Origin of the sequence: Nocardia sp. NPDC059240 (assembly GCF_042753865.1) — a bacterium.
Classification (GTDB): Bacteria; Actinomycetota; Actinomycetes; order Mycobacteriales; family Mycobacteriaceae; genus Nocardia.
Window position 1 is genome coordinate 393,368 of sequence record NZ_JBHZAC010000007.1, and the last position, 23,035, is coordinate 416,402.

General features: G+C 69.0%; 25 protein-coding genes. 14 read left to right on the plus strand and 11 right to left on the minus strand.

Features of this window, described 5'->3' with window-relative positions; genetic code table 11:
- Positions 1–13: 13 nt before the first annotated feature.
- The gene (locus ACFXHA_RS26930; RefSeq protein ID WP_379361417.1) at positions 14–448 is read right to left on the minus strand and encodes a DoxX family protein; all 435 of its coding nucleotides are present in this window, start codon (positions 446–448) and stop codon (positions 14–16) included.
- A 111-nt stretch (positions 449–559) separates the two neighbouring features.
- Positions 560–1,357 carry an alpha/beta fold hydrolase gene (locus ACFXHA_RS26935; RefSeq protein WP_379361418.1) on the minus strand — a complete coding sequence of 266 codons (798 nt, stop codon included), beginning with the start codon at positions 1,355–1,357 and terminating at the stop codon, positions 560–562.
- Positions 1,358–1,412: 55 nt separating this feature from the next.
- Here ACFXHA_RS26935 and ACFXHA_RS26940 point away from each other — a divergent pair, with 55 nt between their 5' ends.
- On the plus strand, positions 1,413–2,321 hold the full coding sequence (locus ACFXHA_RS26940; protein WP_379361420.1) for a helix-turn-helix domain-containing protein: 909 nt from the start codon (positions 1,413–1,415) through the stop codon (positions 2,319–2,321).
- A 37-nt stretch (positions 2,322–2,358) separates the two neighbouring features.
- Here the strand turns inward: ACFXHA_RS26940 and ACFXHA_RS26945 are convergent, their stop codons facing one another.
- A complete protein-coding gene (locus ACFXHA_RS26945) occupies positions 2,359–2,682 on the minus strand; it encodes a hypothetical protein (RefSeq protein ID WP_379361421.1) in 324 nt (107 codons plus the stop codon).
- A gap of 178 nt (positions 2,683–2,860) precedes the next feature.
- On the opposite strand from ACFXHA_RS26945, the gene ACFXHA_RS26950 reads away from it, so the two are divergent.
- Both ACFXHA_RS26950 and ACFXHA_RS26955 read left to right on the plus strand, forming a co-directional pair.
- Positions 2,861–3,709, plus strand: a complete 849-nt coding sequence (locus ACFXHA_RS26950) for a GNAT family N-acetyltransferase (RefSeq protein WP_379361423.1) — start codon at positions 2,861–2,863, stop codon at positions 3,707–3,709.
- Positions 3,710–3,762: 53 nt separating this feature from the next.
- Positions 3,763–4,641 (plus strand): alpha/beta hydrolase family esterase, encoded by an 879-nt coding sequence (locus ACFXHA_RS26955; RefSeq protein ID WP_379361425.1) that lies wholly within the window; start codon positions 3,763–3,765, stop codon positions 4,639–4,641.
- A gap of 79 nt (positions 4,642–4,720) precedes the next feature.
- On the opposite strand, the gene ACFXHA_RS26960 is transcribed toward ACFXHA_RS26955, so the two are convergent.
- Both ACFXHA_RS26960 and ACFXHA_RS26965 read right to left on the minus strand, forming a co-directional pair.
- The gene (locus ACFXHA_RS26960; RefSeq protein WP_379361427.1) at positions 4,721–5,509 is read right to left on the minus strand and encodes a hypothetical protein; all 789 of its coding nucleotides are present in this window, start codon (positions 5,507–5,509) and stop codon (positions 4,721–4,723) included.
- Between the two features lie 101 nt (positions 5,510–5,610).
- Positions 5,611–6,183: a lipoprotein LpqH gene (locus ACFXHA_RS26965; protein WP_379361429.1), complete on the minus strand. Its 573-nt coding sequence runs from the start codon at positions 6,181–6,183 to the stop codon at positions 5,611–5,613.
- Between the two features lie 148 nt (positions 6,184–6,331).
- Here ACFXHA_RS26965 and ACFXHA_RS26970 point away from each other — a divergent pair, with 148 nt between their 5' ends.
- From ACFXHA_RS26970 to ACFXHA_RS26990, 5 genes are all read left to right on the plus strand, one after another.
- The gene (locus ACFXHA_RS26970) at positions 6,332–7,924 is read left to right on the plus strand and encodes a hypothetical protein (RefSeq protein ID WP_379361624.1); all 1,593 of its coding nucleotides are present in this window, start codon (positions 6,332–6,334) and stop codon (positions 7,922–7,924) included.
- A complete protein-coding gene (locus tag ACFXHA_RS26975; protein WP_379361431.1) occupies positions 7,921–8,964 on the plus strand; it encodes a hypothetical protein in 1,044 nt (347 codons plus the stop codon). The genes ACFXHA_RS26970 and ACFXHA_RS26975 overlap by 4 nt, the downstream gene beginning before the upstream one ends.
- A 1-nt stretch (position 8,965) precedes the next feature.
- On the plus strand, positions 8,966–10,627 hold the full coding sequence (locus ACFXHA_RS26980; protein ID WP_379361433.1) for a tetratricopeptide repeat protein: 1,662 nt from the start codon (positions 8,966–8,968) through the stop codon (positions 10,625–10,627).
- A 20-nt stretch (positions 10,628–10,647) separates the two neighbouring features.
- On the plus strand, positions 10,648–11,904 hold the full coding sequence (locus ACFXHA_RS26985; RefSeq protein WP_379361626.1) for a hypothetical protein: 1,257 nt from the start codon (positions 10,648–10,650) through the stop codon (positions 11,902–11,904).
- A 132-nt stretch (positions 11,905–12,036) separates the two neighbouring features.
- Entirely contained in the window at positions 12,037–13,374 is a 1,338-nt protein-coding gene (locus ACFXHA_RS26990) for a serine hydrolase domain-containing protein (RefSeq protein WP_379361434.1), read from the plus strand.
- A 10-nt stretch (positions 13,375–13,384) separates the two neighbouring features.
- Here ACFXHA_RS26990 and ACFXHA_RS26995 read toward each other — a convergent pair whose 3' ends face one another.
- Positions 13,385–14,035: a zinc ribbon domain-containing protein gene (locus ACFXHA_RS26995; protein ID WP_379361436.1), complete on the minus strand. Its 651-nt coding sequence runs from the start codon at positions 14,033–14,035 to the stop codon at positions 13,385–13,387.
- Between the two features lie 144 nt (positions 14,036–14,179).
- A complete protein-coding gene (locus ACFXHA_RS27000; protein ID WP_379361438.1) occupies positions 14,180–14,902 on the minus strand; it encodes an SDR family NAD(P)-dependent oxidoreductase in 723 nt (240 codons plus the stop codon).
- Between the two features lie 109 nt (positions 14,903–15,011).
- On the opposite strand from ACFXHA_RS27000, the gene ACFXHA_RS27005 reads away from it, so the two are divergent.
- The 5 genes from ACFXHA_RS27005 (at position 15,012) to ACFXHA_RS27025 (ending at position 18,085) form a co-directional block, all read left to right on the plus strand.
- The gene (locus ACFXHA_RS27005; protein ID WP_379361440.1) at positions 15,012–15,683 is read left to right on the plus strand and encodes a TetR/AcrR family transcriptional regulator; all 672 of its coding nucleotides are present in this window, start codon (positions 15,012–15,014) and stop codon (positions 15,681–15,683) included.
- Positions 15,684–15,717: 34 nt separating this feature from the next.
- The gene (locus tag ACFXHA_RS27010; protein ID WP_379361442.1) at positions 15,718–16,029 is read left to right on the plus strand and encodes a hypothetical protein; all 312 of its coding nucleotides are present in this window, start codon (positions 15,718–15,720) and stop codon (positions 16,027–16,029) included.
- Positions 16,030–16,151: 122 nt separating this feature from the next.
- Positions 16,152–16,622: a hypothetical protein gene (locus tag ACFXHA_RS27015; protein ID WP_379361444.1), complete on the plus strand. Its 471-nt coding sequence runs from the start codon at positions 16,152–16,154 to the stop codon at positions 16,620–16,622.
- Positions 16,623–16,714: 92 nt separating this feature from the next.
- Entirely contained in the window at positions 16,715–17,068 is a 354-nt protein-coding gene (locus tag ACFXHA_RS27020; protein WP_379361445.1) for a hypothetical protein, read from the plus strand.
- Between the two features lie 87 nt (positions 17,069–17,155).
- The gene (locus tag ACFXHA_RS27025; RefSeq protein ID WP_379361447.1) at positions 17,156–18,085 is read left to right on the plus strand and encodes a DMT family transporter; all 930 of its coding nucleotides are present in this window, start codon (positions 17,156–17,158) and stop codon (positions 18,083–18,085) included.
- Here ACFXHA_RS27025 and ACFXHA_RS27030 read toward each other — a convergent pair.
- Positions 18,071–18,724 carry a TetR family transcriptional regulator gene (locus tag ACFXHA_RS27030; protein WP_379361448.1) on the minus strand — a complete coding sequence of 218 codons (654 nt, stop codon included), beginning with the start codon at positions 18,722–18,724 and terminating at the stop codon, positions 18,071–18,073. The genes ACFXHA_RS27025 and ACFXHA_RS27030 overlap by 15 nt on opposite strands.
- Before the next feature lie 112 nt (positions 18,725–18,836).
- On the opposite strand from ACFXHA_RS27030, the gene ACFXHA_RS27035 reads away from it, so the two are divergent.
- On the plus strand, positions 18,837–20,270 hold the full coding sequence (locus ACFXHA_RS27035; protein ID WP_379361450.1) for a DHA2 family efflux MFS transporter permease subunit: 1,434 nt from the start codon (positions 18,837–18,839) through the stop codon (positions 20,268–20,270).
- A 5-nt stretch (positions 20,271–20,275) separates the two neighbouring features.
- Here the strand turns inward: ACFXHA_RS27035 and ACFXHA_RS27040 are convergent, their stop codons facing one another.
- From ACFXHA_RS27040 to ACFXHA_RS27050, 3 genes are read right to left on the minus strand one after another with little or no spacing between them, the layout of a single operon-like run.
- A complete protein-coding gene (locus ACFXHA_RS27040) occupies positions 20,276–21,394 on the minus strand; it encodes an alpha/beta hydrolase family protein (protein ID WP_379361452.1) in 1,119 nt (372 codons plus the stop codon).
- Between the two features lie 18 nt (positions 21,395–21,412).
- Positions 21,413–22,639, minus strand: coding sequence for an RNA polymerase sigma factor (locus ACFXHA_RS27045; protein WP_379361454.1), 1,227 nt, complete (start codon positions 22,637–22,639; stop codon positions 21,413–21,415).
- Complete coding sequence (locus ACFXHA_RS27050) at positions 22,636–22,989, minus strand: YciI family protein (RefSeq protein WP_379361456.1); 354 nt, start codon at positions 22,987–22,989, stop codon at positions 22,636–22,638. Before ACFXHA_RS27050 ends, ACFXHA_RS27045 begins: the two co-directional genes overlap by 4 nt.
- Between the last annotated feature and the right edge of the window lie 46 nt (positions 22,990–23,035).

Below are 23,035 nucleotides of genomic sequence, written 5' to 3' on the forward strand. Positions count from 1 at the left end.
ACAGGGCGCCTGATCAGAAGGCGGCGAGCACACACGCGGCGACGAAGACCACCTGCAGCAGACTGCGCAGCGGCAGCGGCATCGTCTTGATGCCGATGCCCTCGCGGGCGGCACGGACGTTCGCGGGGAACATGAGCACCAGCATCAGCGCCAGGCAGCTCGCGGCCAGTGGGGCGGCCCAGGGGATGAGAAGGCCGACGGCTCCGGCCAATTCGAGGATTCCGGTCAGCGTGATCAGGGCGGGCGGGTTGGGCAGCCGCGGCGGGACCATGGCGATCATGCTGTCGCGGCGGGGCTGCAGGAAGTGCGCGGAGGCGGTGAGCACGAACATCACGGCGAGACCGATACGCACCGCGTGCGGCCACGAATCCAGCCAGTCGGCGGCGTGCAGCCACCCCGCCAGCCGGGCCAGTCCGGTGACGACGACGAGAGCGATGAGGGGTGCCAACACGGACTCCTGTGGGAGAGAAACAAACTGAACCGTCTCAACATAGGGGTAGGCCCTGGCTATTCCATGTCAGATCATCGAATCCTCGTCCCATCATCGAATTCACCGACGCTACGGTGCGACCGGGGCCGGATCGGCGAGGGCAGCCCGCATCCGATCGGCCAGCGCCCGCGGATTCTCCAGGGGTGAAAGGTGTCCCGTATCCGGGATGATCCGTAACGTGGCGGTGGGAATGTGCGGCAGCAGATGCTCGCGGAGCACCGGCGGCGGATCGACCCGGTCGTGCTCGCCCGCCAAAACCAGTACCGGAACCTCGATGCGCCCGACCGTCGCGGAGATGTCGCGGGCGATGGAATCCAGCGCCCACGCCTCGTGCGCGGCCCTCGACCCGGCCAGACTGTCCGCGATCACCTGTTCGCGCAGGGCATTCGGGAGCGGTCGATGGGTGAGCACGTGGTCGAGTGCCCCGGTCGCGGCCTCCGCATCGGCGTAGGCCCCGGCGAGCAGCCGCTGATCCTGCGGAGTCACGACGGGATGCGCGGGCGCGGGAGCGATCAACACCACCTGCTCGAGACCGACCGGTCGGCGGGACGCCAGCAACTGGGCGACCTTGCCGCCCATCGAATGCCCGACCAGCACGAAGCGTTCCGGTGCGAGCTCGTTGAGCAGGCACTGCGCGTCGGCGGCCAGCTGCGCGATGTCGTAGGGGCCGGGAAGCATCCGCGACTCGCCCCACCCGCGATGGTCATAAGTGACCACCCTTCCCGGATATTCAAGATGGTGGATCAGTGGCGCAAAGGTGCGGTGGGATCCGCCCCAATAGTGCAGAAAGACCAGCAGTGGCGCATCAGAGCCACCGTCGTACAGGTGGATCGGGAGTTTTCCGCCCGCCACGGCGATTTTCGTCATGCCTTCACGGTATGGTCACCAAACTCGCCCCGGCCAGGTAGATTCGGGACCGCTCATGGTCAAAAATGGACAACCCATACGCACCTTGCAGTATGCGCCGCAGGCCGGTTCCGCCACCGGTCTCGAAGTGCTGGACTTCGTGAAGCTGCGACCCATGCCGGTCGCGGGTCGCGAGGTGATCCGCGGCGATTTCCACGTGCTCGCGCGCTGCACCGCCGGAACCGGCAGCATGACAGTCGATTTCGTCGCACACCCGCTCACCGCGGGCACCCTCGCCTGGATCCGGCCCGGCTGGACCCACCGCTGGGACGACCTCGGCGATCTGCGCGGCGAGGTCATTCTGTGCCGGTCGGAACTCGTCCCCGCGGGGGCGCTCGGCCATCTGCCGTCGCCCGCCACACCACCGGTGCTCACCGCGAACCCGTTGACGGACGCGGCATTCGGGCATCTGCTGGGCGAATACGCTGCCGACCCACCCGAGCCCGCGATCCTGCGGCACCTGCTCAGCGCCCTCACCCTGCGCCTGGCCGCGGGCCTGCCCGCGCTGCCCGACCCCACCGACCTGTTCGATCGCTTCGGTCGTCTGGTCGAGCGCTATCACTCCGAAACCCGCGAAGTGTCCTGGTACGCGGCACAACTCGGCTATTCACCGCGCACGCTGTCGCGAGCGGTGCACGCCGCCACCGGATTCACCGCCAAGCAGTACCTCAATGCGCGAGTCGCGCTCGAGGCCAAGCGCATGCTGGCCCACGAGCCGGTTACCACCGCGGAATGCGCGCGCCGCCTGGGTTTCGAGGATCCGGCCAACTTCACCAAGTTCTTCCGTGCCCAGACCGGCACCACGCCGACGGGTTTCCGGCTGGGACTCGCTGATCATGTTGTGCCCGAAGAGATTGCCACCGACCAGCCGCCGGAGATCCTGCCCCGGAGGCAAACCGGTGTGCCATCGAGCAACGGGGGATGACGGCACCCGGTCTACGGCGACCGCGTCGATCGAATCGTCAGGCCGGTGGCGGCGCGGGTGTCCAGCAGGCCAGTGGCGGGCCGGGCGGGGTGAGCTGGGACCAGCCGACCAGCGCGCCGATGCCCGCGCCGATCGCGGCCCCGGGGAAGGCGCTGAGGGTGCCGCCGATCAAACCGCCGACGAGTGCGCCGATGATGGCGTTGCACTGATGCATGACCACGTCCGGATCGTCCACCGGCTGGGTGGCGCTGGGGACGGGTGCGGGCTGCACATCGAGTGGTTCCGCGAACGCTACGCCAGCCGTGATCGCCGTGGCCGTGATCGCCATTGCGATGGTCGCTGTCAATCCTTTGACTTTCATCGCTCCTTCTTCCCTGCTGGTAGAAGTGCTGTAGCGAGATAAGGCAACCGGATAGCTATCTCATGCGTACCAGAGTCGAGTAGAGGTTTAGACCGTTTCGGGAAATTTGTAACCGCTGGGCTATTCGGCCGTGATCGGCGCTTCGCCGGTGTGTTCGACGACCTATACGGTGGAAGGCATGCGGGTCGAGATCACCAGTGATGCGGGCGATTTTCAGCGGCGGGTGTCCGGGTTCCTGGATCGGGATCCATTGCGGCACACGTTGATATGCACGATCGTCGACAACGAGATGACGGGTCTCACGGTGCCCGTGGAGCCTTCGTATTTCGCTTCCGTGCGTTCGGGCGACGTGGTGGGCGTCGCCATACGCACCGCCGGGCACGGCGTACTGGTGGGCGAGATGCCCGATGCGGCCCTGCCCGAACTGGTCACGCGATTCGCGGAGTTTCTGCCCCGGGTCCCCGAGGTCATCGGTGCCGAGTCCGCCGCCTCCGAGTTCGCTCGGATCTGGAGCGAACTACGTGGCACGAGCTACGGTGCCGGGCGGCGGGAGCGGCTCTATCGGCTCGGCCGCCTGCAGGTGCCGCACGCGCCCGGCAAACCGCGCCCGGCCACCGCCGCCGATATCGAGGTATGCGGGCAGTGGACCGCCGATATGGACCGCGAGCTGGGAGGCTTCCAATTGGCGCTCGCTGAATCGGCGCTGCGCGCCCGCCTCGCGACGGGACGCTGGTGGCTGTGGGAGGACGACGGTCGTCCGGTGAGCCTGACCGCGCATCAGGTGCCCATCCGCGGCTGGGCGCGCATCGGACCGGTGTACACGCCGCCCGAAACCCGGGGCCACGGTTACGCTTCCGCGCTGGTCGCCCACGTCGCGGGCACCCTGCGCGCGGCCGGCCAGGACGTCTGCCTGTTCACCGATCTGGCCAACCCGACCTCGAACAAGATCTACCGCGCCATCGGCTTCGAGGCCGTGCTGGATCAGGCGCAATACGTCATCGGGCCGAATGGGTCAGGACTGAATTGAACAGGGCTGAATCGAACAGGGCTGAATCGAACAGGGAAGCTGGAGGAGTGAACGTGGCTGCTGAACTGGCCGAAGTGGAACTGACCGTCGCAGGGGTGCGCCGCACCTTTCACGTGCGGGCACCCGGTCGGGAACGAGCACCCATTGTGCTTGTGCTGCACGGCAATCAGAGCGGGATGGGGGAGCTTCCCACGGAGCCGCTGATGTACGAGTGGACCAGTTTCGCGCGGCACGCGGACGAGTGGGGGATCGCGGTGGCCTATCCACTCGGGTGGGATGGGTGCTGGGCCGACGGCCGTGGGGTCACCGCCGCCGATGCGGAGGGTATCGACGACGTCGCGTTCCTGAACGCCGTGATCGACTGGTGCGCCGAGGAATTCGACACCGACGGTGATCGCGCGATCGTGACCGGAATCTCCAACGGTGCCTTCATGGCCCATCGGATGGCCATCGAGGCCGGTGATCGGGTGGCGGTGTTCGCGGCCGTCGCGGGCGGGCTTCCGGAGGCGCTGGCGGACCTGCGGCCGGGGTACGCGGTGTCCGGACTGCTCATGAACGGCGACGTCGATCCGGTGGTGCCGATCACCGGAGGGTTCTCCCGGCATCGCGGTCCGGACGGCGAAATGCGGGGCGGCACTGCAGGTTTGGCGGAGTCCGCGCGGCACTGGCGAGCGATCGACGGGTGCGGCGAGGTCGGTGACCCCGTCACCACGGAGGGCTCGCACCGCATCCTCGCGGCCGGTGGTGTGGGCGGTACGGCGGTCCTGGAATGGACGGTGTTCGGCGGCGGCCACACCTGGCCGGGCACGCCCGTGCCGGAACAGTTCGCGGGAACGCCCGCATCGGCCGTCTCGCTGGAATTCGATGCCGCCGAGGAGATCTGGCGGTTCGCGCAGCCGCTGCTGATCGGGGCGGAAGCCCGCAAGCTCTGAGCGGGTACGGCAAAAGAGCCGCCGACGAAACCGTCTGCGGCTCTGGGTATTTCCGAGAACACCGGTGGATACATCACTGTCAGTTGCTGGAGTTGACCGGAAGCGACAGCACCACCTCCTGTTCGTTGTCGGGCAGATAGTGCACGCCGACGATGCGGCCGACCTGGACCAGCGAGACCATCGCGGGGGCCAGGAACTTTTCGGTACGCGTCTCGAAGGTGCTGCCGTCGGGACGGGTGACCACCAGGACCAGATCCAGGCGGGTGTGACCGTCGCGGATCTCGCCGGGGACGCTCAGCGAGCGCACCACCGCCTGGGCCGCGATGCCGCGCCGGGCGATATCGAGCTTGGCGGGGGTGGTGAAACCCTTGCGAATATTGGCCGCGTTCATGGCATCCTGCGCGGCAGTGGTGTCGCCGGACTGGTCGACCTCGACCTTCTCGGTCTTGCCGGGCAGGTAGCGGACCGGCAACACCACGCCGGGACGCAGCAGCGCCAGCTGGGTCAGCGGCACGATCATCTTGGCGTGCGAGGGAAACACCTTGCCGTCGGAGCCCTCGACCCGGAAGTCGATGCGCACCTGCGGCTGCTCGTTGAGGTAGACGCCGGTCTGCCGGACACCCTCGACGGTGCCCAGGCCCACCAGACCGTTGCGGTACTGCGAACTGTTGTGGCCGGTGAAGGCCGACATGATGCCGTCGCCGGTGAAGGCGAAGACGATCGGGACGATGGTCAGGGCGATGATCGGCAGCGCCATCTGCGGGCCGACCCAGCCGAAGACATCGTTGGAGGTGAGGCCGTGCCAGAGGTAGTAGCCGACGGCCAGGACGCCGAAAACGAGTGCGGCGAGACGGATCTGATTCTTCATGTGCTTTCCGGATTCAGACGTGGGTGCTGGGCCCGCTCATGCCGGTGGCACGAGCGGGGTGGACCGGGGCCCCGGCGTCGGGGCCGATGCGAGCGGGGGAATCAGCCGCCGACGACGGTGGTGCAGGCGAAGACGATCTCGAACTTCTCGGTCTTGGGGCCGGCCATCGGGTTGGACATGTCCACGCCGCCGACGCCCTCACCGGAGACGGTGTAGGTGTTGCCGCTCTTGGTCACCTTGGCCGAGCCGCCGGGCATGCCGTTGCCGAAACCGAGGGCGTACGGCTGGCCGTTGGCCCCGCCCTTGGTGCCCGCGATCCCGACCGCTTGGACGGTGTCGGTGCCGGTGATGGTGGCGCTCGCGGTCAGCGTGCCGTAGGTGGAGTTGCCCTGATCGGTCAGTGCCAGGGCCAGGGTGCCGCCCTGCTTGGCGCAGGTGGTGTCGAACTTGGCGGTGATGGCCTTGCCGTCGACCGAGGCCGAGGAGCTGCCGCCGGCGGGGGCGGCGGAACCGGGTGCGGCCGAGGTGGCGGCGGCGGAGGTGGCGGCGGGCGCAGCGGTGGTGGTCGACTTCGAGTTGTTGTCGTTGCTGCTGCTGCATCCGGTGACCAGCAGGGCGGTCGCGGCGGTGGCGGCGAGGACGGCGGTGGTCAGGCGGATCGGCTTGCTGTTCATGGTCTTCCCTCGTTCTGGTTCTGCTGGCTCCGTGGTGGAACCGATGCCAGAACCGTAGGAATCGACACCCTGCCTACCGATCCCAACTTCCGGCGCGCTCCGGGCCACGGAACTGGGATAACCTGGGCGAATGCGACGACCGAGGGCCATGGTGCTGGACGAGGTGTGGCGGCGCCTCGACGGTGTCGAACCCTTGAGTGGGCCGCACGGCGGGCCGCTGCGGCGCACCGTCAAGGCCATCCTCGACCCGCTGGTGATCCGGCCCGTGCAGCATCCGCAATGCGCGGGCGCGATGCTGTCGGCCGACGGCGCGGTCCTGCTCGCCGCTCGCGTGCACGCCGCCGGCGACGTGCTGCGCGCCACCGCCGCCTGGTTCACCCTGCTCAAACAGACCCGGCGCGCGCTGCGCATCACCGAGGGCAATGCCCAGGACCTGTACTTCCAGCGCTGCTTCGAACTGGCAACCGTGTCGGGCATGCCGGACCCGGCCCGCGACCGGGCCGCCGCCGAAGCCGCCCTGCGCGAGATCCACGGCCTCAACGCCGGACGCACCACGCAGGCATTGAAGGACTATCTCGCCGACCAGGCCCGTGCCGCCGACCTGACCGCCCTCATCCACACCGCTTGGCGGCGTCGCCCGCTCACCGACGTCCCCGACCACACCCGGGCGCTGATCGAACTCCTGGATGCCTGTGCCGCAACACGATTCGATGATTCCGGCGGTGCCGACCTGGAGTCCGCCGTCGCCGCCTCGCTCGGTACGCACACCGGAATTCAGCTGTGGCTCGCTCAGCCCGAGGGCGGCTCGGAATGGACCGGCGGCGAATCCGGCCGCAGCGCCCGCGAACTCGGGCTGACCCTGCATCCGCTGCCGGAGGCACCCCGGGTCGGCGGCTCCGCCTCCACCGCCACCCTCGGCCTACCCTTCGACCGCACCATCCACGAGCGCATCTTCACCGTCCTGCAAGCCTCCAGCGAACGCGGCGACCTGCCCCCGCTGCCCGAACTCGTCGCCGCCGAGATCGCCCGCGCCTGCGCCCCCTGGGCCCTGCTGGACGAGTCCCTGCGCATGGCCGCCGCCGCGGGAGCCGTGCTGGCCGTGAGCCTGTGCCCGCTCGGTGATCCGCAGATACCCACCGGCGACCGCGAGGCCGCCCCCGAACCGGCCCGCGCGTTCGCGGGCGCGGCGGTCGGCCTGGTCGGCGCGGCAGTCGGATTGACCGGCACCGCCGCCGGATTACTGGGCACCTATGCCGGGACTACCGGTCCGGTGGGAGCGAATGGCGGGCCGAGCTCGAGCGGCACTGCGGGATCGCGAGGCGCTGCGGGGACGAACGGCGGGCCGCGGTCGAACGGTAGGGTCGGGGCGAGTGGCACGGCCGGATCGAATGGCGGGGTGGGATCGGGCATTGCCGCGCGGCTGGTGAACGCGCGCTGGCAGCGCGAAGCGTATGTGCTGCAGGCGCGGCGGATGGCGGTGCGGGTGGATGCGGTCGAGGGACCGCTGGGGGCCATCGCGGCGGATCTGCGCGTACCGTGGCGTCCATACCTGCGGAGATTGTGGGCGCGGCTGCACGGGCGCGATGTGCGCGAGTTTCCCGTGTACGCCGCGGACGAACTCTGGGATCTGCTCGACGGCGTGGCGCGGTCGGTGATCCTGGACCATCGGATGCGAGTCAAGCGGGCCCTCGCCGCGAATGCCGAGGCGACGGCCGACGATCGGGAATCGAGGGCGGGATGACGAACTCGACGGTCTTGATCCAGCGCTACCCCGACGGGCTGTGCGCGATCACCGCTGCCGGAACGCCGGACGTGCTGACGGCGGCACCCGGCCCCGACACCATGGTGCTGCAAGTCCTCGGCGGCCACCTGGTCTGGAATGTGCTTGCCGGACAAGAGATTCCGGCCGCCCTGCTCGACGACACCGACTCCGCCCAGGAATGGGTGTGGGCAATCTACGGAGAACCCGCCGCGCTGGCGCTCGACGCCGTCGCCACCGGCGGCGAATCGGCCGAGGCCACGGCCTTCGCGGCCCGGCCCGCCCTGGCGGCGAGCGCATACCGGCTCGCCTACGCGCACTGGGCTTCTCGCTGGTGGCCCGCCTCCACTCTGGACGGCATCGCCGCCCTGGACCAGGACCTGCTCGACCTCGATATCGCGCAGCTCACCGAGGAATGCGAAGCCCTGCTGGACGGTGCGGACGCGCTCGCCCCGCCGGTCTCCGCGACCGCCGAAAGCTCGCTGCGCGCTTCGGATTACGCCCTGGCTGCCGGTGACGAACACCGGTCCGGTGCGCTGGTGCTGGCCCGCGGTACCGACGGCTGGGACTGGCGGCGCTGCCCGCCCGGCCTGGTGGACGCCTCCGAATCCGCCGTGTCCTGGGAACTCGTCCGGGACGCGGGCGCGACCACCGTGGCCATCAGCGTCGCCGCACACCCCGAGCGGTCCGCCGACGCCCCTGCCCACCTGCGCCCCTGGGCTCGCGTCGACACCGGCCGCGGCGAGGTCGACACCGAACTGCGCCCCGTCCACGACACCTGGATCGGCGAATCCCCCCTGTCCGCACCGGCTTCCGCCATCCGCATCGCCATCCACGTACCCGGCTTCGGCCCGCTCCCCGACACCGCCTCGCCCCTCGAGTCCGCCGCCGACCTCCGCGCACGCATCCGCGACTTCGCCGCTGCCCGACTGCACTCCGCCGCGATCCCGGAGATCGACGGCGACCCCCTCGCCCCGCTGCTAGCCGAAATAGCAGCCGCCGCAGGAGATTCGGACTTCTAGGATGCGGGACCCCGCCTTCGGTGACCCCACCCCGCCCGCTATCGCCGATGTGGGGTCGGCGGACATCGCCGCATCCGACATTGCGGGCGGTGCTGCCGATCCGGTGGCGGGTGGAGCTGCCGACGAGGCATCGGAAGATGCTGCCGGGCGCGGTGCGGGGGAGGGCGAGGCGGGGGCCGAGAGTCCGTTGTTGCGGGCGGGGGCGGAAGCGGTGGGGCGGGGGGAGTTGTGGGAGGGGTTGCGGATATTCGAGCGGGCGGCGCAGGTGGAGGTGGGGGATCTGCGGTTGTGTGCGCTGGTGGATGTGGCGGTGGTGACCGATCGGCTGGGGGATCATGCGGGGGCGGTGGAGCGGTTCGGGGAAGCGTTGGCGGAGATGCGGACCGATGCGCCGCGGATGTATCCGGGGGCGTTGATCGGGTTGTCGCAGGCGCTGCAGAATCTCGGTGATCTGGATGGGGCGCAGGCCGCGTTGGAGCAGGCGCGGGCGGCGCTGGGCGGCGAGGATGCGCCGGGGGATCTGCGGCTGGCCTGTCTGGTGTCGTCGACGGCCGTCGCCATGCATCGGCAGCAGTGGTGGCGGGCATTGGATCTCGCCGGTGAATCACTGGACGCGGCAAGGCGATTCGGGCCGGAGCAGGCGGGTCATCCGCTGATGAATCTGGCGGCGGCGCACTTCGAGACCGGGCGCTGGGAACTGGCCCAGGACTTCGCCGGGCAGGCGCTGGCCGCGTTCCAAGCCGTAGCGGACTGCACCGGAGTCGCGGAGACCCGGCAGAACCTTGCGCTGATGTACACACGCACCGGATGTTTCGAGGACGCGGAACCACTGCTGGCCGCCGCACAGGAGCATTTCGACGCCGCGGGGGTGGCGCACCGGGCCGGAATCGGTTTGAAGGTCATGGGTTTCATCGCCGAGCAGCGTGGACAGCACGAGGTCGCCGAGGCCCGCTATCGCGAGGCGCTGCACCGGTTCGAGGAATCGCGGGCCGTCATCGACGCCGCCGACGTGCGACTGCGCCTGGCCGCCAATGCCTTCGCGACCGGACGCTACGAACAAGGCGAGGCCGAACTCGCCGCCGCCCGCGCCACCTACGCCGTCCGCGGCCTCGGCCTGCATTGCGCCCAGCTCGACTACTGGCATGCCGGGCTCCTCGAACCCCTGGTCACCCAGGTGCCCGGATTACTCGCGCGGGCCGTGGATCTGGCGGTCCCGGCCGCTCTGGCCCTGGATGCCGTGCGCTACGAACTGCCCGACGGCGCACAGCGCGACACCTGGAATCGCCGCATCGTGAACCCGGCACTGCGCCTGGCCTTCCGCTACTCGTATCTGGCAGGCGATGCCCGGCTGGTCGCCGATCTGATCGAAAGCCAGTGCGCGGGAACCATCTTGGACATCGATCGGTTGGCTACGGATCCACCCTCCCCGCTGGATCTCTTCGAACCCTTCGACCCCCCTGCGGATTCTGCCGCGCCGCTGCGGGACGCCCTCGAGCTCGGTACCGCTCTCGCCGCGGTCGCGGCCAGTGCCGGGCTACCCGTGAGCCCGCCCGCCAAGCTCGCCGTACCCCCGGACGGCCATGTGGCCCTGGCCGATTGGCTGGCCGCGGCCGAACAGCGATACGGCCGACGACTGCGCACCGACCGGGTAATCACCGCGTGACACCGACCGTGCATGTCCGGATGGCCGATGCGGGCGACCTCTATCTCACCTGGCGCTGGACGGACGAGACCGCGCCCGGCGGCGTCGCGGTGATCCCCGAGGAGCAGGTCGAGGCCGCGATGACCCGCTTCGCGGCAGCGCTGCCCGCACCGGGCATCCCGGGCGGACTCGAATCCGCGCTCACCACGGGCGAACTGGCCTGCTATGCGGCGGAAAACAAACTTGCCCAGCATCTTTCGTCGACATTCCTGCCCTACAAACTGGCCGTCCAGCTCCATGAGCTCTACACCACCGGTGTGCGCCCGCACCTGCGCGTCCAACCTTCGCCGCGCACAGCGCAATTGCCCTGGGAGCTGCTCGCCCCCGATCCGGATATCCGGCTGGTGGAGATCGCCGACGTCAGCGCGCTGGCTCCCGCCGGAATCGTGCAAGCCCCCGCCCGGGTGGCCCGCACCTGGACGAGCAGCCGCACCCAGCCGGTGGTCGCGGTCCTGGATCCGCGCGTCCCCGGCTTCCGGGCGGATTCGGCGCTCGGCTCGGTGCTGGGCCGGATGGACGCGGCGGCTCCGCTGACCGAACTGGTCGCCGCGCACGCGGCGGCGGACCGGCTCACCCCGGCCGTCGGCGACCCACTGGAAGCCTTCCGGCGCACCGACCTCGATCGTTCCTGGCTCAGCGGCGCACTGCACGCGGGCGCGGCGCGGCTGCTCTACGTCGGTCACGTCACCGCCGCGGCCCCCGAATCCGGCCGCAGCGAATCGGCCACCCTGCACCTGTCCTGCACGGCCGCCAGCCCGGGCTGCGCCCCCGCCTACCGCGATCACCGCCCGCTTTCGGCCCGCGATCTATTGCTGGGTACGCACGCCCTGCCCGCCGGTAACGGCCACCGCGACAACCCGATACCGCGCACCGGACCCGAGATCTGGCCCATCCCCAGCCGGGTCGCCCTCATCGCCTGCGAGAGCGGCGGTGATCTGCGTTTCGCCGAACCGCTCGGCCTGGTCGCCGCCATGCTCACCGGCGGTGCGGAATTGGTCACCGCGGGCCGCTGGCCGTTGCCCACCGACCTCGCCTTCCACCGCCTCGCCGGCACCGCCCCGACCGCGCATCCGTTCCAGGAAGCCGTGTGCGCCATCGATGCCGCGCACGAATCCGAGGATCCGGTGACCGCGCTCAATGCCTGGCAGCGCACCCATCTGGCCGCCTGGCGCGACACCGGCCGGATCGAGCATTCCCCGTTGATCTGGGCCGCCTTCGCCACCGTCGACACGCGCTGACGGGCCGGCCTCGAGCCCCCAGATCGTTCGCCCCCAGAACTACCGCCCAGGGAAGTCTGGGGTCACGAAAAGATAACGGCCGCAAGGGCCCTCCGATGAGCTGATGGGAAGTTCAGCAGAGGAGAGGGTTCGATGGCGCGGTTCGTGACAGGCATCATCGCGATGACAATGGCGATAGCCGCAGCCTTGATCGCCGGGCCGACAGGTCGTGCCACACCGGTCGGCCCGGCACCGGATGGCTTGCGGCACTGCGAGGTCAGCACGGGCCGCCAGCCCCAGACCGCGACACCCGAAGAGGTGGGCCTGGATTCGGCCGCACTCGGGCAGGCGGTGAACTTTGCCTCCGACCCGACCCGCTTCACCGTGCAGATCTTCCGCAACAACTGCCTGATCGGCGGCGGGCCGAACAATCAGCGTGCGGGCGGGGTCGCCTGGAATCTGTGGAGCGGCACCAAATCCGTGGTGTCGATGGTGGCGGGCATCGCGGTCGACGAACACAAACTGCGCGTGGACGATCCGATCGGCAACTACCTGCCCGCCGGGCTCGGCGATGACGCGCATCGCGCCATCACCGTGCGTAGCCTGCTGACCGAGACCTCCGGCATGGAGGTCGCCATCGCCTCGGAAGGCGTGACCGGACTGTTCCGGCTCGACCCGAATGTGGTGGCGCAGGCCCTCGCCATGCCGATCACGCAGCCGCAGGGCGAAGCGTGGCAGTACAGCCAGCGCGCCGTGGACCTGCTCGTCTACGTGATCGGTCGGTCGGTCGGCGAGGACTTCCAGTCCTACGCACAGCGAAAACTGTTCGACCCGTTGGGTATCCATGCCACCGACTACCTGTGGGCGCGGGACCGCAGCGGCAACACCTACGGCCACGCACACCTGGTGCTCCCACCCGACGACTACGTCAAACTCGGCCTGCTGCTCGTCGACCGCGGCAATTGGCAGGGCCGCCAACTGATCTCGACCGACTACCTGACCGAGGCCACCACCCCCACCGATGCCAACCCCTGCTACGGGTTCTTGATCACCGTCAACGGCCCGGGCTGTGAGGACGTCTTCCCCGGCCTGCCCAAGGACGCCATCCAGATGGCGGGCATGATGCGTCAGGACAACTTCATCGTGCCCAGCCTCGGATTGCTGGTGAGCTGGACCGGCGTCACGGTTCCCGGTGGCGCGGTGAGCTTTCCGCACGACGTGCTGCGCGGCGTCGTGGGAGCCTTCCGCACCCCGGCCCTCCCGGATCCAGGACCGTACGTCGAGCACCCCGACGTCAGTCTCGACGACCCGATGTTCCTCAACCCGGACGCCACCCTCGCTGCCCTCGGCCTGGGCCCGATGGCCTACCCGGGTTGCGGTGTCCTGCAATGCCTGGGCAAGCCGCTCTACGCGCCCTTCGACAACTGGCCGCCGGGTTGCTTCATCCTCGGATGCCTGGGGCCCGACCCGGCGACCCCGGGCATCCGCTGATCGACGAGTGCTATTGGTGCTGGCCGCAGTTGGCGCAGAAGCCCGCGCCGACCGGGACCTGGTGACCGCAGCCGGTGCAGTGGGCCTGCAGCGCCAAGGCGGTGCCGCAGCTGCCGCAGAAGCGGCCACCCGTGGTGGGGGCATTACAGGTGGGGCAGGTGACGCGGGCCGGGGTGGCCACGTCGTGCTGGGAGGCCCAATCCTGTTGGTAGGCGGCCTCCCGGATCTGCGAGCCCCGGGCCTCGGCCTGAGCCTGGGCGATCTGGTGCTGCACCTGCGGTGAGCAGTTGGTGCATTGACCGACCTGCTCGTTCCAGCACACGCTGTGGCAAACCCAGCGGCCGCAACCGCCGCAGGCGCGGAAGTCGTTGCGCACCTGCTCGACCGCGCGGGCGAAGGCCTTGTCCTTGGTGCTCGACGAGGAGCCGCCCCAGTGGTTGGAGTAGCTCTCCGCGGCATTGGAGATCTTGTCGATGGCGCGGACCTGATCACCGAACAGGTCGCGCAGCACCCGCAGGGCACCACGGCCGCGCGAGAAGTAGTTCTGCTCGAACGGGGATTTGTAGGAGGTGGTGCAGCGATCGCAGCGGAACTCCCACTGGAACCCGTCGTCATTGGATTCGTCGGAGTAGTAGCTGGTGAAGACGACCGGACCGGTCATGGTGGAGTTATTCCTTTACGGCTGTGCGGAAGTCTGTGAACCGACGTGCCCGGAGCCCCCCGGACCGTGTTTCGTCAGGTTCTTATCGTATGACTCGCATCGCCCGCAACACATCCCACGAATCTCACACGGCCGCGTCCGCGACTAGTCGGTGAACCCGACCTCCGACTCCACGGTGTCGCGCTGGACGTACAGGTTCCAATACCGGTCGCCCAGTTCGTTATTGGTCATCCGGGGAATGCCGACTCCCGCCGGGACCACATCCGGATGCGCGTCCACGATCCGTTCGGCCTCGCTGCCGCCGATCAGCACGCCGATGTTCAGCAGGCCGAGATACACACCGCTGCCGCGCAACTCCTCCGCCAGCTGCAGCAGGTAGCCGCGCTGCGCCGCCAGTGCGATACCGATATTGGACAGGTGGGGGTAGGTCAACCGGGGTGTCGCACCGGAGGAGAACAGCAGCGCACCCTCGCCGCGCTCGAGCATGCGGGGGAGTAGGGCTCGGGTCATGCCGATGGCCGAGTGCAGCTTGAGCGCCATGGGAATACGCAGGTCCGGGATGTCCACCGCACGCGTCGAGGCGACCCGATCGGACATGTCGGCGGCCGCGCCGTGCAGCGCCACATCGATCTCGCCGAGCGTCGCGCGGACGGCGGCGACGGTCTCCGCGAGCTGCGCGGGATCGGTGATGTCGGCGGGGAAGGCGGTGGCCTCGATGCCCTCGGCCTTCAGGTCTGCGACGTGCCGCTCGGCCTTGTCGGGTTTGCGGCCGATGACCGCGATCCGGAAGCCCTCGCGGCCGAAGCGCCGGGCGACGCCCATGCCCAGTCCGGGCCCGAATCCGAAGATGGCGATGGTCTTGCTCATGCTCGCACCTCATTAAGTTGAGCCATGGTTCAAGTTACGCCGACGACGCTAACATGAAGTTGAACCTATGCTCAACTTAATCCGGCTGCCCGATTTGTAGGATCGGCGCATGCCCGCGCAGAAATCCCTCCGCCTCGACGCCCGCCGCAACCGCGACGCGCTCGTCACCGCGGCGCGCGAGGTGTTCGCCGAACGCGGACTCGACGCGCCGCTCAAGGAGATCGCCGCCCGCGCGGGAGTGGCCATCGGGACGCTCTACAACCGCTTCCCCACGCGCGACGAACTGATCGCGGCCGCGGTCGAGGATCGGGTCCAGGCGGGCGGACGAATCGCGGAAGAGGCACTGGCCCTTACTGATCCGTGGGAATCGTTCGTCTATCTGATCGAAAAGATCTGTGCCCTACAGGCTTACGACCGGCTGCTCAACGAGCTCGCCATGCGGGCCGCGCCGAGTCCGGAGATTGCCGCACAACGCGATCGCGGGCATGCCGTCATGCGCGAAATCATCACGCGCGCACAGGATGCCGGGGTGCTGCGCGCGGACTGGGCGCTCGAGGACATCGCCTTCATCACCTGGTCGCACACCCGGGTAGTGGAGCAGACCGCGGGTGTCGCACCGGAGGCCTGGCGGCGCAATCTCGCCCTGATCCTGGACGGGTTACGGGCGGAAGCCGCTCACCCGCTGCCGGTTCCGCCGATCACCGAAGAACAGTTGAATCGCTCGCTGGTCGCCGACCCGGACGCAAGCGGCGGAACGGACTCCGGTTACCGTCGAGGGTGATAGTTCGTTCGATCGTCTGTTGGAGGTAAGCAAGATGGCTTCGATTTCCGCAGTACCGACCTCGCTGCTCGCGGCCGGTGGCCTCACCGGCGGTTTCGCCCTCGCCCAGGCCACCAAGAAGCGTCAGCTCGGTGGCGCGGTGTTCGCGGCCGGTACGGCGGCGGCCTTTCCGCGCTGGCGCAAGACCGTCGGGACCGGCGGTGCGGCCGCGCTGACCGGGCTCGCCATCGGCGCGATGGGTGCCTCGCACCCGCTGGCCAAGAAGATCGGCGCGTGGCCGTCGGTCGCCGTGGTGTCGGGTGTGGTCGCGGTCGCCGCCTGGGCCGCCGTGGATCGCCGCGCCTGATCGGAAAGGTCGCGCCTGATCAGCAGGGCCGCGACTGAATCGTCGGCGCGCCGGACAGGGCGTGTTGCCGACCGGTAGGTCTGATTCCGTGCCGGGGGACGGGAAGCGCAATACCGTGGGGTATGCGCACTTTCGTTCATCTGCTGCTGTTCGTCGCCGCCATCGCGGTGGCGGTCGGGGTTTTCGGTCCGCTGGTCGGCTCGGTCGACGCGCGGAATGTCCAATTCGGTGACTTGCGAAGCGGTTTCGCGCAGGGGCGGTCACTCGATCAGATCGGCGCGCATTCGGGGGCGTTCACCGGCTCACTGGCCATCGGGCTGCTGGGTGTGGCCGCGGTCGTGCTGCTGGCCGCGCTGTTCGGCTCCCGGATCGTGGGCTGGGTCGGCGTCCTCGTCGGGCTGGCCGGGCTCGGCGTGCTGACCTGGCGGCTCGATCAGCGCTTCGACCATCAGCTACGCACCGACTACCGGCACCTGCTCAGCGGCACCTGGGGGCTGTACCTGGTCGGCGGCGGACTGCTGCTCTCGCTGCTGCTCCTGCTCGTCCCGCGCGAGCGCCGACTGCCGCCCCCGCCGCCCGGACCGCGTTTCTGATCTTCGAAATGCACTGTCTTCCAGCATAGTTCGATCAACTTCCGAACCGCCGCGTAACCCCTTGACGTATCTAGGGCGAACGAGGAGGTTCAATGATTAACAACCCTGTCACAGCCCGGAAACTTGCGGCCTGTATGGCCATCGCCGGGACGATTCTCGCCGTCGGCGCGGGTGTCGCCAACGCGGAGCCCGCGGGTCGGGGAAACATTCCCACGCCGTCCGGGCCCTCCACCTCCGGTGAACACGCGCACGTGGTGGTGACCTACGACTACAACGGCTACCCCGAGTACAACTACGTCTACACCCAGACCGATCCGGCGCCGGCCGCCGACCCGGCCACCGGTAACCGGCTCGCCACCGGCGGTCAGGACCGTACCTGGGTGCCGGTCGCCCACCCCGACGGCAGCTGGACCGTCTGCCAGCCGTACGCGCTGCAATGCAAGTGATTTCGCGTCGCGGCCGACTGCGGTCGGCGGAAATGCGACGTCCGAAATCCGCGTGAATTCCACCCCACGGTGATCTACCGTCGGTGAATGGCACAGCAGATCGAATCGGCGGACAAGCGTGCGATGGCGGCGGCAGCCATCACGGTCGTCCTCTGGGCCTCGGCCTTCGTTTTCATTCGCAGTGCCGGACATGCCTTTTCGCCAGGAGCCCTGGCTTTGGGCCGTCTGCTGTCCGGATCCGTCGCGTTGATCGCCATCATGCTCATCACCGGTGAGCGCTTCCCGGCCCGGTCGGCTCGGCGTGCCATCCTGATCACCGGGGTGCTGTGGTTCGGCGTCTATATGGTCGCACTCAATTGGGGTGAACGCCACCTGGACGCGGGCACCGCCGCCATGGTGATCAACATCGGCCCGGTGCTCATCGCACTGCTCGGCGGATTCCTTCTGGCAGAAGGCTTTCCGCCGAGACTGATGGCCGGTATCGCGGTGTCCTTCACCGGTGCGGTGGTCGTCGGCCTGTCGAACTCCGGCAGCGGATCGGCCGCCGCGCTCGGCGTGGCCCTGTGCCTGCTGGCCGCCGCCTGCTGGGCGGTCTCGGTCGTGATCCAGAAACCGGCCCTCACCCAGGCCTCCGCCCTACAGCTCACCACCGGCGGCTGCGTCGTGGGAACCATTGCCTGCCTGCCCTTTTCGGGCCAGCTGATCACGCAAGCCACCGCCGCCCCCATCACCTCCACCCTGAGCCTGATCTACCTCGGCGTCTTCCCGACCGCCCTCGCCTTCACCACCTGGGCCTACGCCCTGGCCCGCACCACCGCCGGAAAAATGGGCGCCACCACCTACGCCGTCCCGGCCCTGGTCATCCTCATGTCCTGGCTCGCCCTCGGCGAAGTCCCCGCCCCACTCGCCCTGCTGGGTGGCCTGCTCTGCCTCGCCGGCGTCGCTCTCACCCGCTCGGGCTCCGCCCGCCGAACCGTCGCGCCCACCGCGGATCCGGCGGTCTCACCGACCGAGTAGTCGGATCAACGCCCGCAGCTGCGCGCCGTAGTATTCCTCGAATGCCGGTGTGCCGGGCTGCATTCCGATGGCCTGCAGGGCCGTTTCGGGGAGCATGACCGGGGCCAGGATCATGCCCATCAGGGCCACGCGCATGAATGCGGGGTCGAGACCGGGCGGGATCTCGCCGCGGTCCCGGGCCCGGGTCAGATTGGCCAGATCGGTGTCGACGGTGACCGATCCATCCGGCTGGTCGGTGGCCGAACCGCTTCCGGTGAGGCCGCGCCAGGCCAGCAGCCGGGCCGGGCGGGGATCGGCCAGGACCGCCGACAGGTAGCGGGCTGCGACCTCGTCGAGCGGTAGTTCCGGGTCGGCCCACTCGGCCTCGGCGGCGGGCCAACCGCGCTGAATCTCTTGGTAGAGGCCCTCCTTGCCGCCGAAGTAGTAGGCGATCAGCTGCTTGTTCACCCCGGCGCGATCGGCGATCTCCTGGACCCGTGCGCCGTCGAAACCCTTGGCCGCGAACTCGTCCAGTGCCGCCTCGAGGAGAGCCTGCCGAGAGCGTTCGGCATCGCGGCGGCGGTCGGCAGCGCCGGGCGCGCGCCGCGGACTGCGGGCCGCTGGCGTCGGGTCCGCACCGGCCTCGGGTTCGAGTGTCATTCGGTGATCGTACTGCTCGGATGACTGGGTTATCCGAGTCGGCAACTGTGTCACACAAGTGGTTGTCATCCATTCGGTTGACACGATTATCCATTTGGATGACACTGCGAAGGTGACTCTCTCGAACCTGCCGGACGCGGTCGATGACCGGCCCGTCCTGACCCCGCAAGCACGCCGGGCCATCGTGGTCGTGCTGGTCGGGGCGATCCTCGCCTTCCTCGACGCGACCGTCGTCAATGTCGCCCTGAAGTCCCTCGCCGCCGATCTCGGCGGGACGCTGGACTCGATCGGGTGGGTCGTCACCGTGTATCTCCTCGTGCAGGCCGCCGTGCTGCCGGTCACCGGCTGGGCGGCCCGGCGGGTGGGAGCCAAACGGCTGTACATTGCTGCGCTGCTGCTGTTCACGCTCGCCTCGGTGGTGTGCGCGGCCGCCGGAACCGTCGGCGCGCTGATAGCGGCGCGGGTGGCACAGGGGCTCGGGGCCGGGGTCATGATTCCGGTCGGGCAGATGATCCTGGTGACCGCCGCCGGGCGGCAGGGGATGGCCAGAGCCATGGTGGCGGCGGGCATTCCGATGGTGCTGACACCGGTGATCGGGCCGACCATCGGCGGGCTGCTGCTCGAATACGCGGGCTGGCAGTGGATCTTCCTCATCAACGCGCCCATCGGTGCGCTCGGGCTGGTCCTCGCCGCGCGACTGTTGCCTGCGGATGATCGGGCCGAACCGGCGGGGGCGCTGGATGTTTTCGGGCTGATCCTGGTATCGCTGGGCATGGTGGGGGTCACCTACGGGCTCTCCGAGGCGGCGACGCGCGGGCTGACGGATGCGCGCGTGCTCGTAACATTGGGCGGCGGAACGGTTTTGGTAGCCTTGTTCGTCGTCCATGCGCGGCGGTCCCCGAATCCGGTGCTGGATCTGGGGCTATGGCGGGACCGATTCTTCGCGGCCGGTACGGTCTCGACGTTCGTCATCGGCGCGGTGACCTTCGGCGCAATGGTGTTGCTGCCCTTGTATTTCCAGCTGGTGCGCCATCAAGATGCCGCGCACACGGGCCTGCTGATGGCCCCGCAGGGCATCGGCGCGGCCATCGCCATGGCATTGTCCGCCCGCCTCTACGAGCGTGTCGGGGCCCTGACCTCGCTGCTCGGCACGCTGGTCGGCTGCCTGGCCACCATCCCGTTCATGCTGATCACCGCCGACACTCCGTACTGGCTGCTCGGCGCTGCCATGGTCCTGCGCGGACTCGGCATCGGCCTGGCGGCCATGCCCGCCATGACCGCGGCTCTGCGTAACCTGACGCCGTCCCAGATCATCGACGCCACACCGCAACTCACCGTGATGCAACGAATCGGCGGGTCGATCGGCACCGCTGCCTTCCTCGTCGTCCTGCAGCAACACCTGCCCGCCGACGAGAATGCGTCCGTGGCGCAGGGTTCGGCCTTCGCGGTGACCTTCACCTGGGTCCTCGCGGCCTCCGCGCTGGCCGTGGTGCCGACGGCCGCGCTGGGCATACTGGAGCGCCGTGCCCGCCGCAGCGCCGAGTAGCCGGCTCAGCGGTGGGCGTCGAGCCAGGTGGCGAGGGCATCGAGCGCGGCGGAATCGATGGGCTGGAAGTCGTCGTGCAGGACGTCCGGAGTACGGCCGAGGGAATGGCCGAGGCCGGGGAACAAGCGGAGGGTGTGGTCGCGATTGCCCGTCGCCGCCAACGCGGTGTCGAGCAGGGAGGCGGCCGCCGGGGGGACGTTGGCGTCCTGTTCGCCCTGCAGAATCAGTACCGGCGCAGTCAGTTTCGGGGCCTGCTCGATGACGCTGGGGAGGGCCCGGGTGGGGTTGTAGATCTCGAACGCGCCGCCCGGCTGCATCATGACGGAATTCAGATAGAGCTGGTACATGGGCCGGAATTCGAGGTTCACGTCCAGGGCGCCGTCGTGGTCGATGTCCCAGCTCGGTCGCACGGTGAAGTCACCCGCGGCCGCGTTCTCGCTCGCGAAGGTGAGGGCCAGCTTGGCCATGCGCCCGCCGTCGCCGTGGAATGCTCGTTCGAGCTCGGTCGGCCCGACCTTGCCGTTCACCGCATAGCTCGCCAGATACGGCGCATACACCTGCTCGCCCTGATAGGCGAAGGTCGCTTGCCAGGGCAGTGCGACCGGGCCCTGCAGGACGGTGCCCGCCAGCTCGGGATGGGTGGTCGCCAGCGCGGCCGCGACGGTACTGCCTTCGCTCCAGCCGTAGACGAACACTCGGCGCGGATCGACGTGCACATCGTGCTCGGCCACGCGCAGCACCTGTTCGGCGTCGTCCCGCATGCCGTTCAGATCCAGTTTCGACCAATAGTCGGCATGCTCGATGTCGCCCGGGCCGTGCACGTAGCGCTTGTTGTAGCGCATGACCGCGTATCCGCGGCTGGTCAGATCCGCGGCTATATCGAGGAAGATGTGCGATCCGGACGGCTGATCGGCATTGAGATCTTCGGGTCCCGACCCCGGAATCAGCACCACGACAGGCGCATCGCGGGCGCCCGCCGGATAGTCGAGTTCTCCGGAACCGGTGAATTCGCCGAACTGGAAGGTGAGGGTTTCGTGCTCGAATGCGGGCTGGGCCCGGGCCGCACCTGCGGTGCCGATCACCAACGCGATGGCGACCACCGTCACTGCTCCACGAATCCCCATGGGACGCAATCTAACCGATCACGCACCGAGCTCGTCCATCCTGCTGGTCAGGTAATCCGCCTCGACCGTGTTCTCGACGAGCAGTAGCGCTTCTTGGTAGGCGAGGCGGGCTTCGTCGAATCTGCCCAGGCGGGTGAGGAATTCGGCGCGCGCGGCGGGCAGGTAATGGTACGAGGTGAGTTGCGGCTCGGTGCCCAGTGCATCGAGTTCGTCGAGCCCGCGTTGTGGACCGTACGCATGGCCGAGGGCGATGGCGCGATTGAGGGCGACGACGGGGGAGGGCCAGATCGCGATGAGATGGTCGTAGAGACCGGCGATCTCGTGCCAGTCGGTGGCATCGAAGGCGGGGGCCTCGGCGTGGACGGCGGCGATGGCCGCCATGAGCGGGAAGCGGCCGGGTGAACGGCCACGTAAAGACCTGCGCACCAACGCTATTCCCTCGCGGATCGCACGGCGGTCCCATTGCGTCCGGTCCTGGTCGGCCAGCCGCAGGAACCGTCCGTCGTCCTCGGTGCGGGTGCCCCGGCGGGCGTCGGTGAGCAGCAGGAGGGCGTACAGTCCGGCCACGTCCGGGTCGTTGGGTAGCAGCAGGCGCAGCATGCGCGCCAGGTCCAAGGCACGTTCGACGAGCTCGGGGCGCACCAGCCGGTCGCCGGTGGGCGCGGTGTGGCCGGTGGTGTACAGCAGATGCAGCACGGTGAGAACGGCGTCGACGCGGTCGGGGAGCTCCTCGTCGGAGGGGAGGCGATACGGGATATGCGCCTCGGCGATCTTCTTCTTGGCCCGCGTGATTCGCGCCGCCATGGTCGGCTCCGGGACCAGGAAGGCGCGGGCGATCTCCGGGGTGGACAGGCCGCACAGCAGGCGCAACGTCAGCGCCACCCGCGCCTCCATCGACAGGGCGGGGTGGCAGCAGATGAAGATCAGGCGCAGCCGATCGTCGGCCACCGTATCCGCGGTGACCGGATCGGGCTGATCCTCCACCAGCAGCGGGATCGACCGCTCGAACGCGATGTCGCGCCGCAACGCATCGAGGGCGCGGCGCTTGGCGACCGTGGTCAGCCAGGCCCCCGGCCGCTCCGGAATGCCATCCGCCCACCCCCGCAGCGCCTGCGTGAACGCCTCCTGCACAGCCTCTTCGGCGAGATCCAGATCGCGGGTCACGCGCACGGTGGCGGCCAGCACGAAACCCCATTCGCGCCGATGGGCGTCGGCGACCGCAGCGGCCACCTCCGGCGGCGTCACGGTTCGTCGTGCGAATGGATCGGCCGGACCTCGACGCCGCCGAACGGTGAGGGCACCGCCGCGGCGATGCGGATGGCCTCGTCCAGGTCGGTGGCCTCGATCAGGTAGTAGCCGCCCAGCACCTCTTTGGATTCGGCGAACACGCCGTCGGTGATGACCGTGTTCCCGTGGGCATCGTGCCGGACCATGGTCGCGGTCGAAACGGGCCGCAGCTCATTGCCGCCGCGCAGCCGGTCGGCATGGGCGGCCATGAACTCCTGATGTTCGCGCCGCATGCGCTCGTACACGGCCGGGCCCCCGGCCAGGTAGGTCTGTTCGTCATGGTGGATCAGCAGCAGATATTCGGGCATGTGACCGCTCTCCTTCGTTGTCGCTGAATACGTCGCTCGGGGGCGG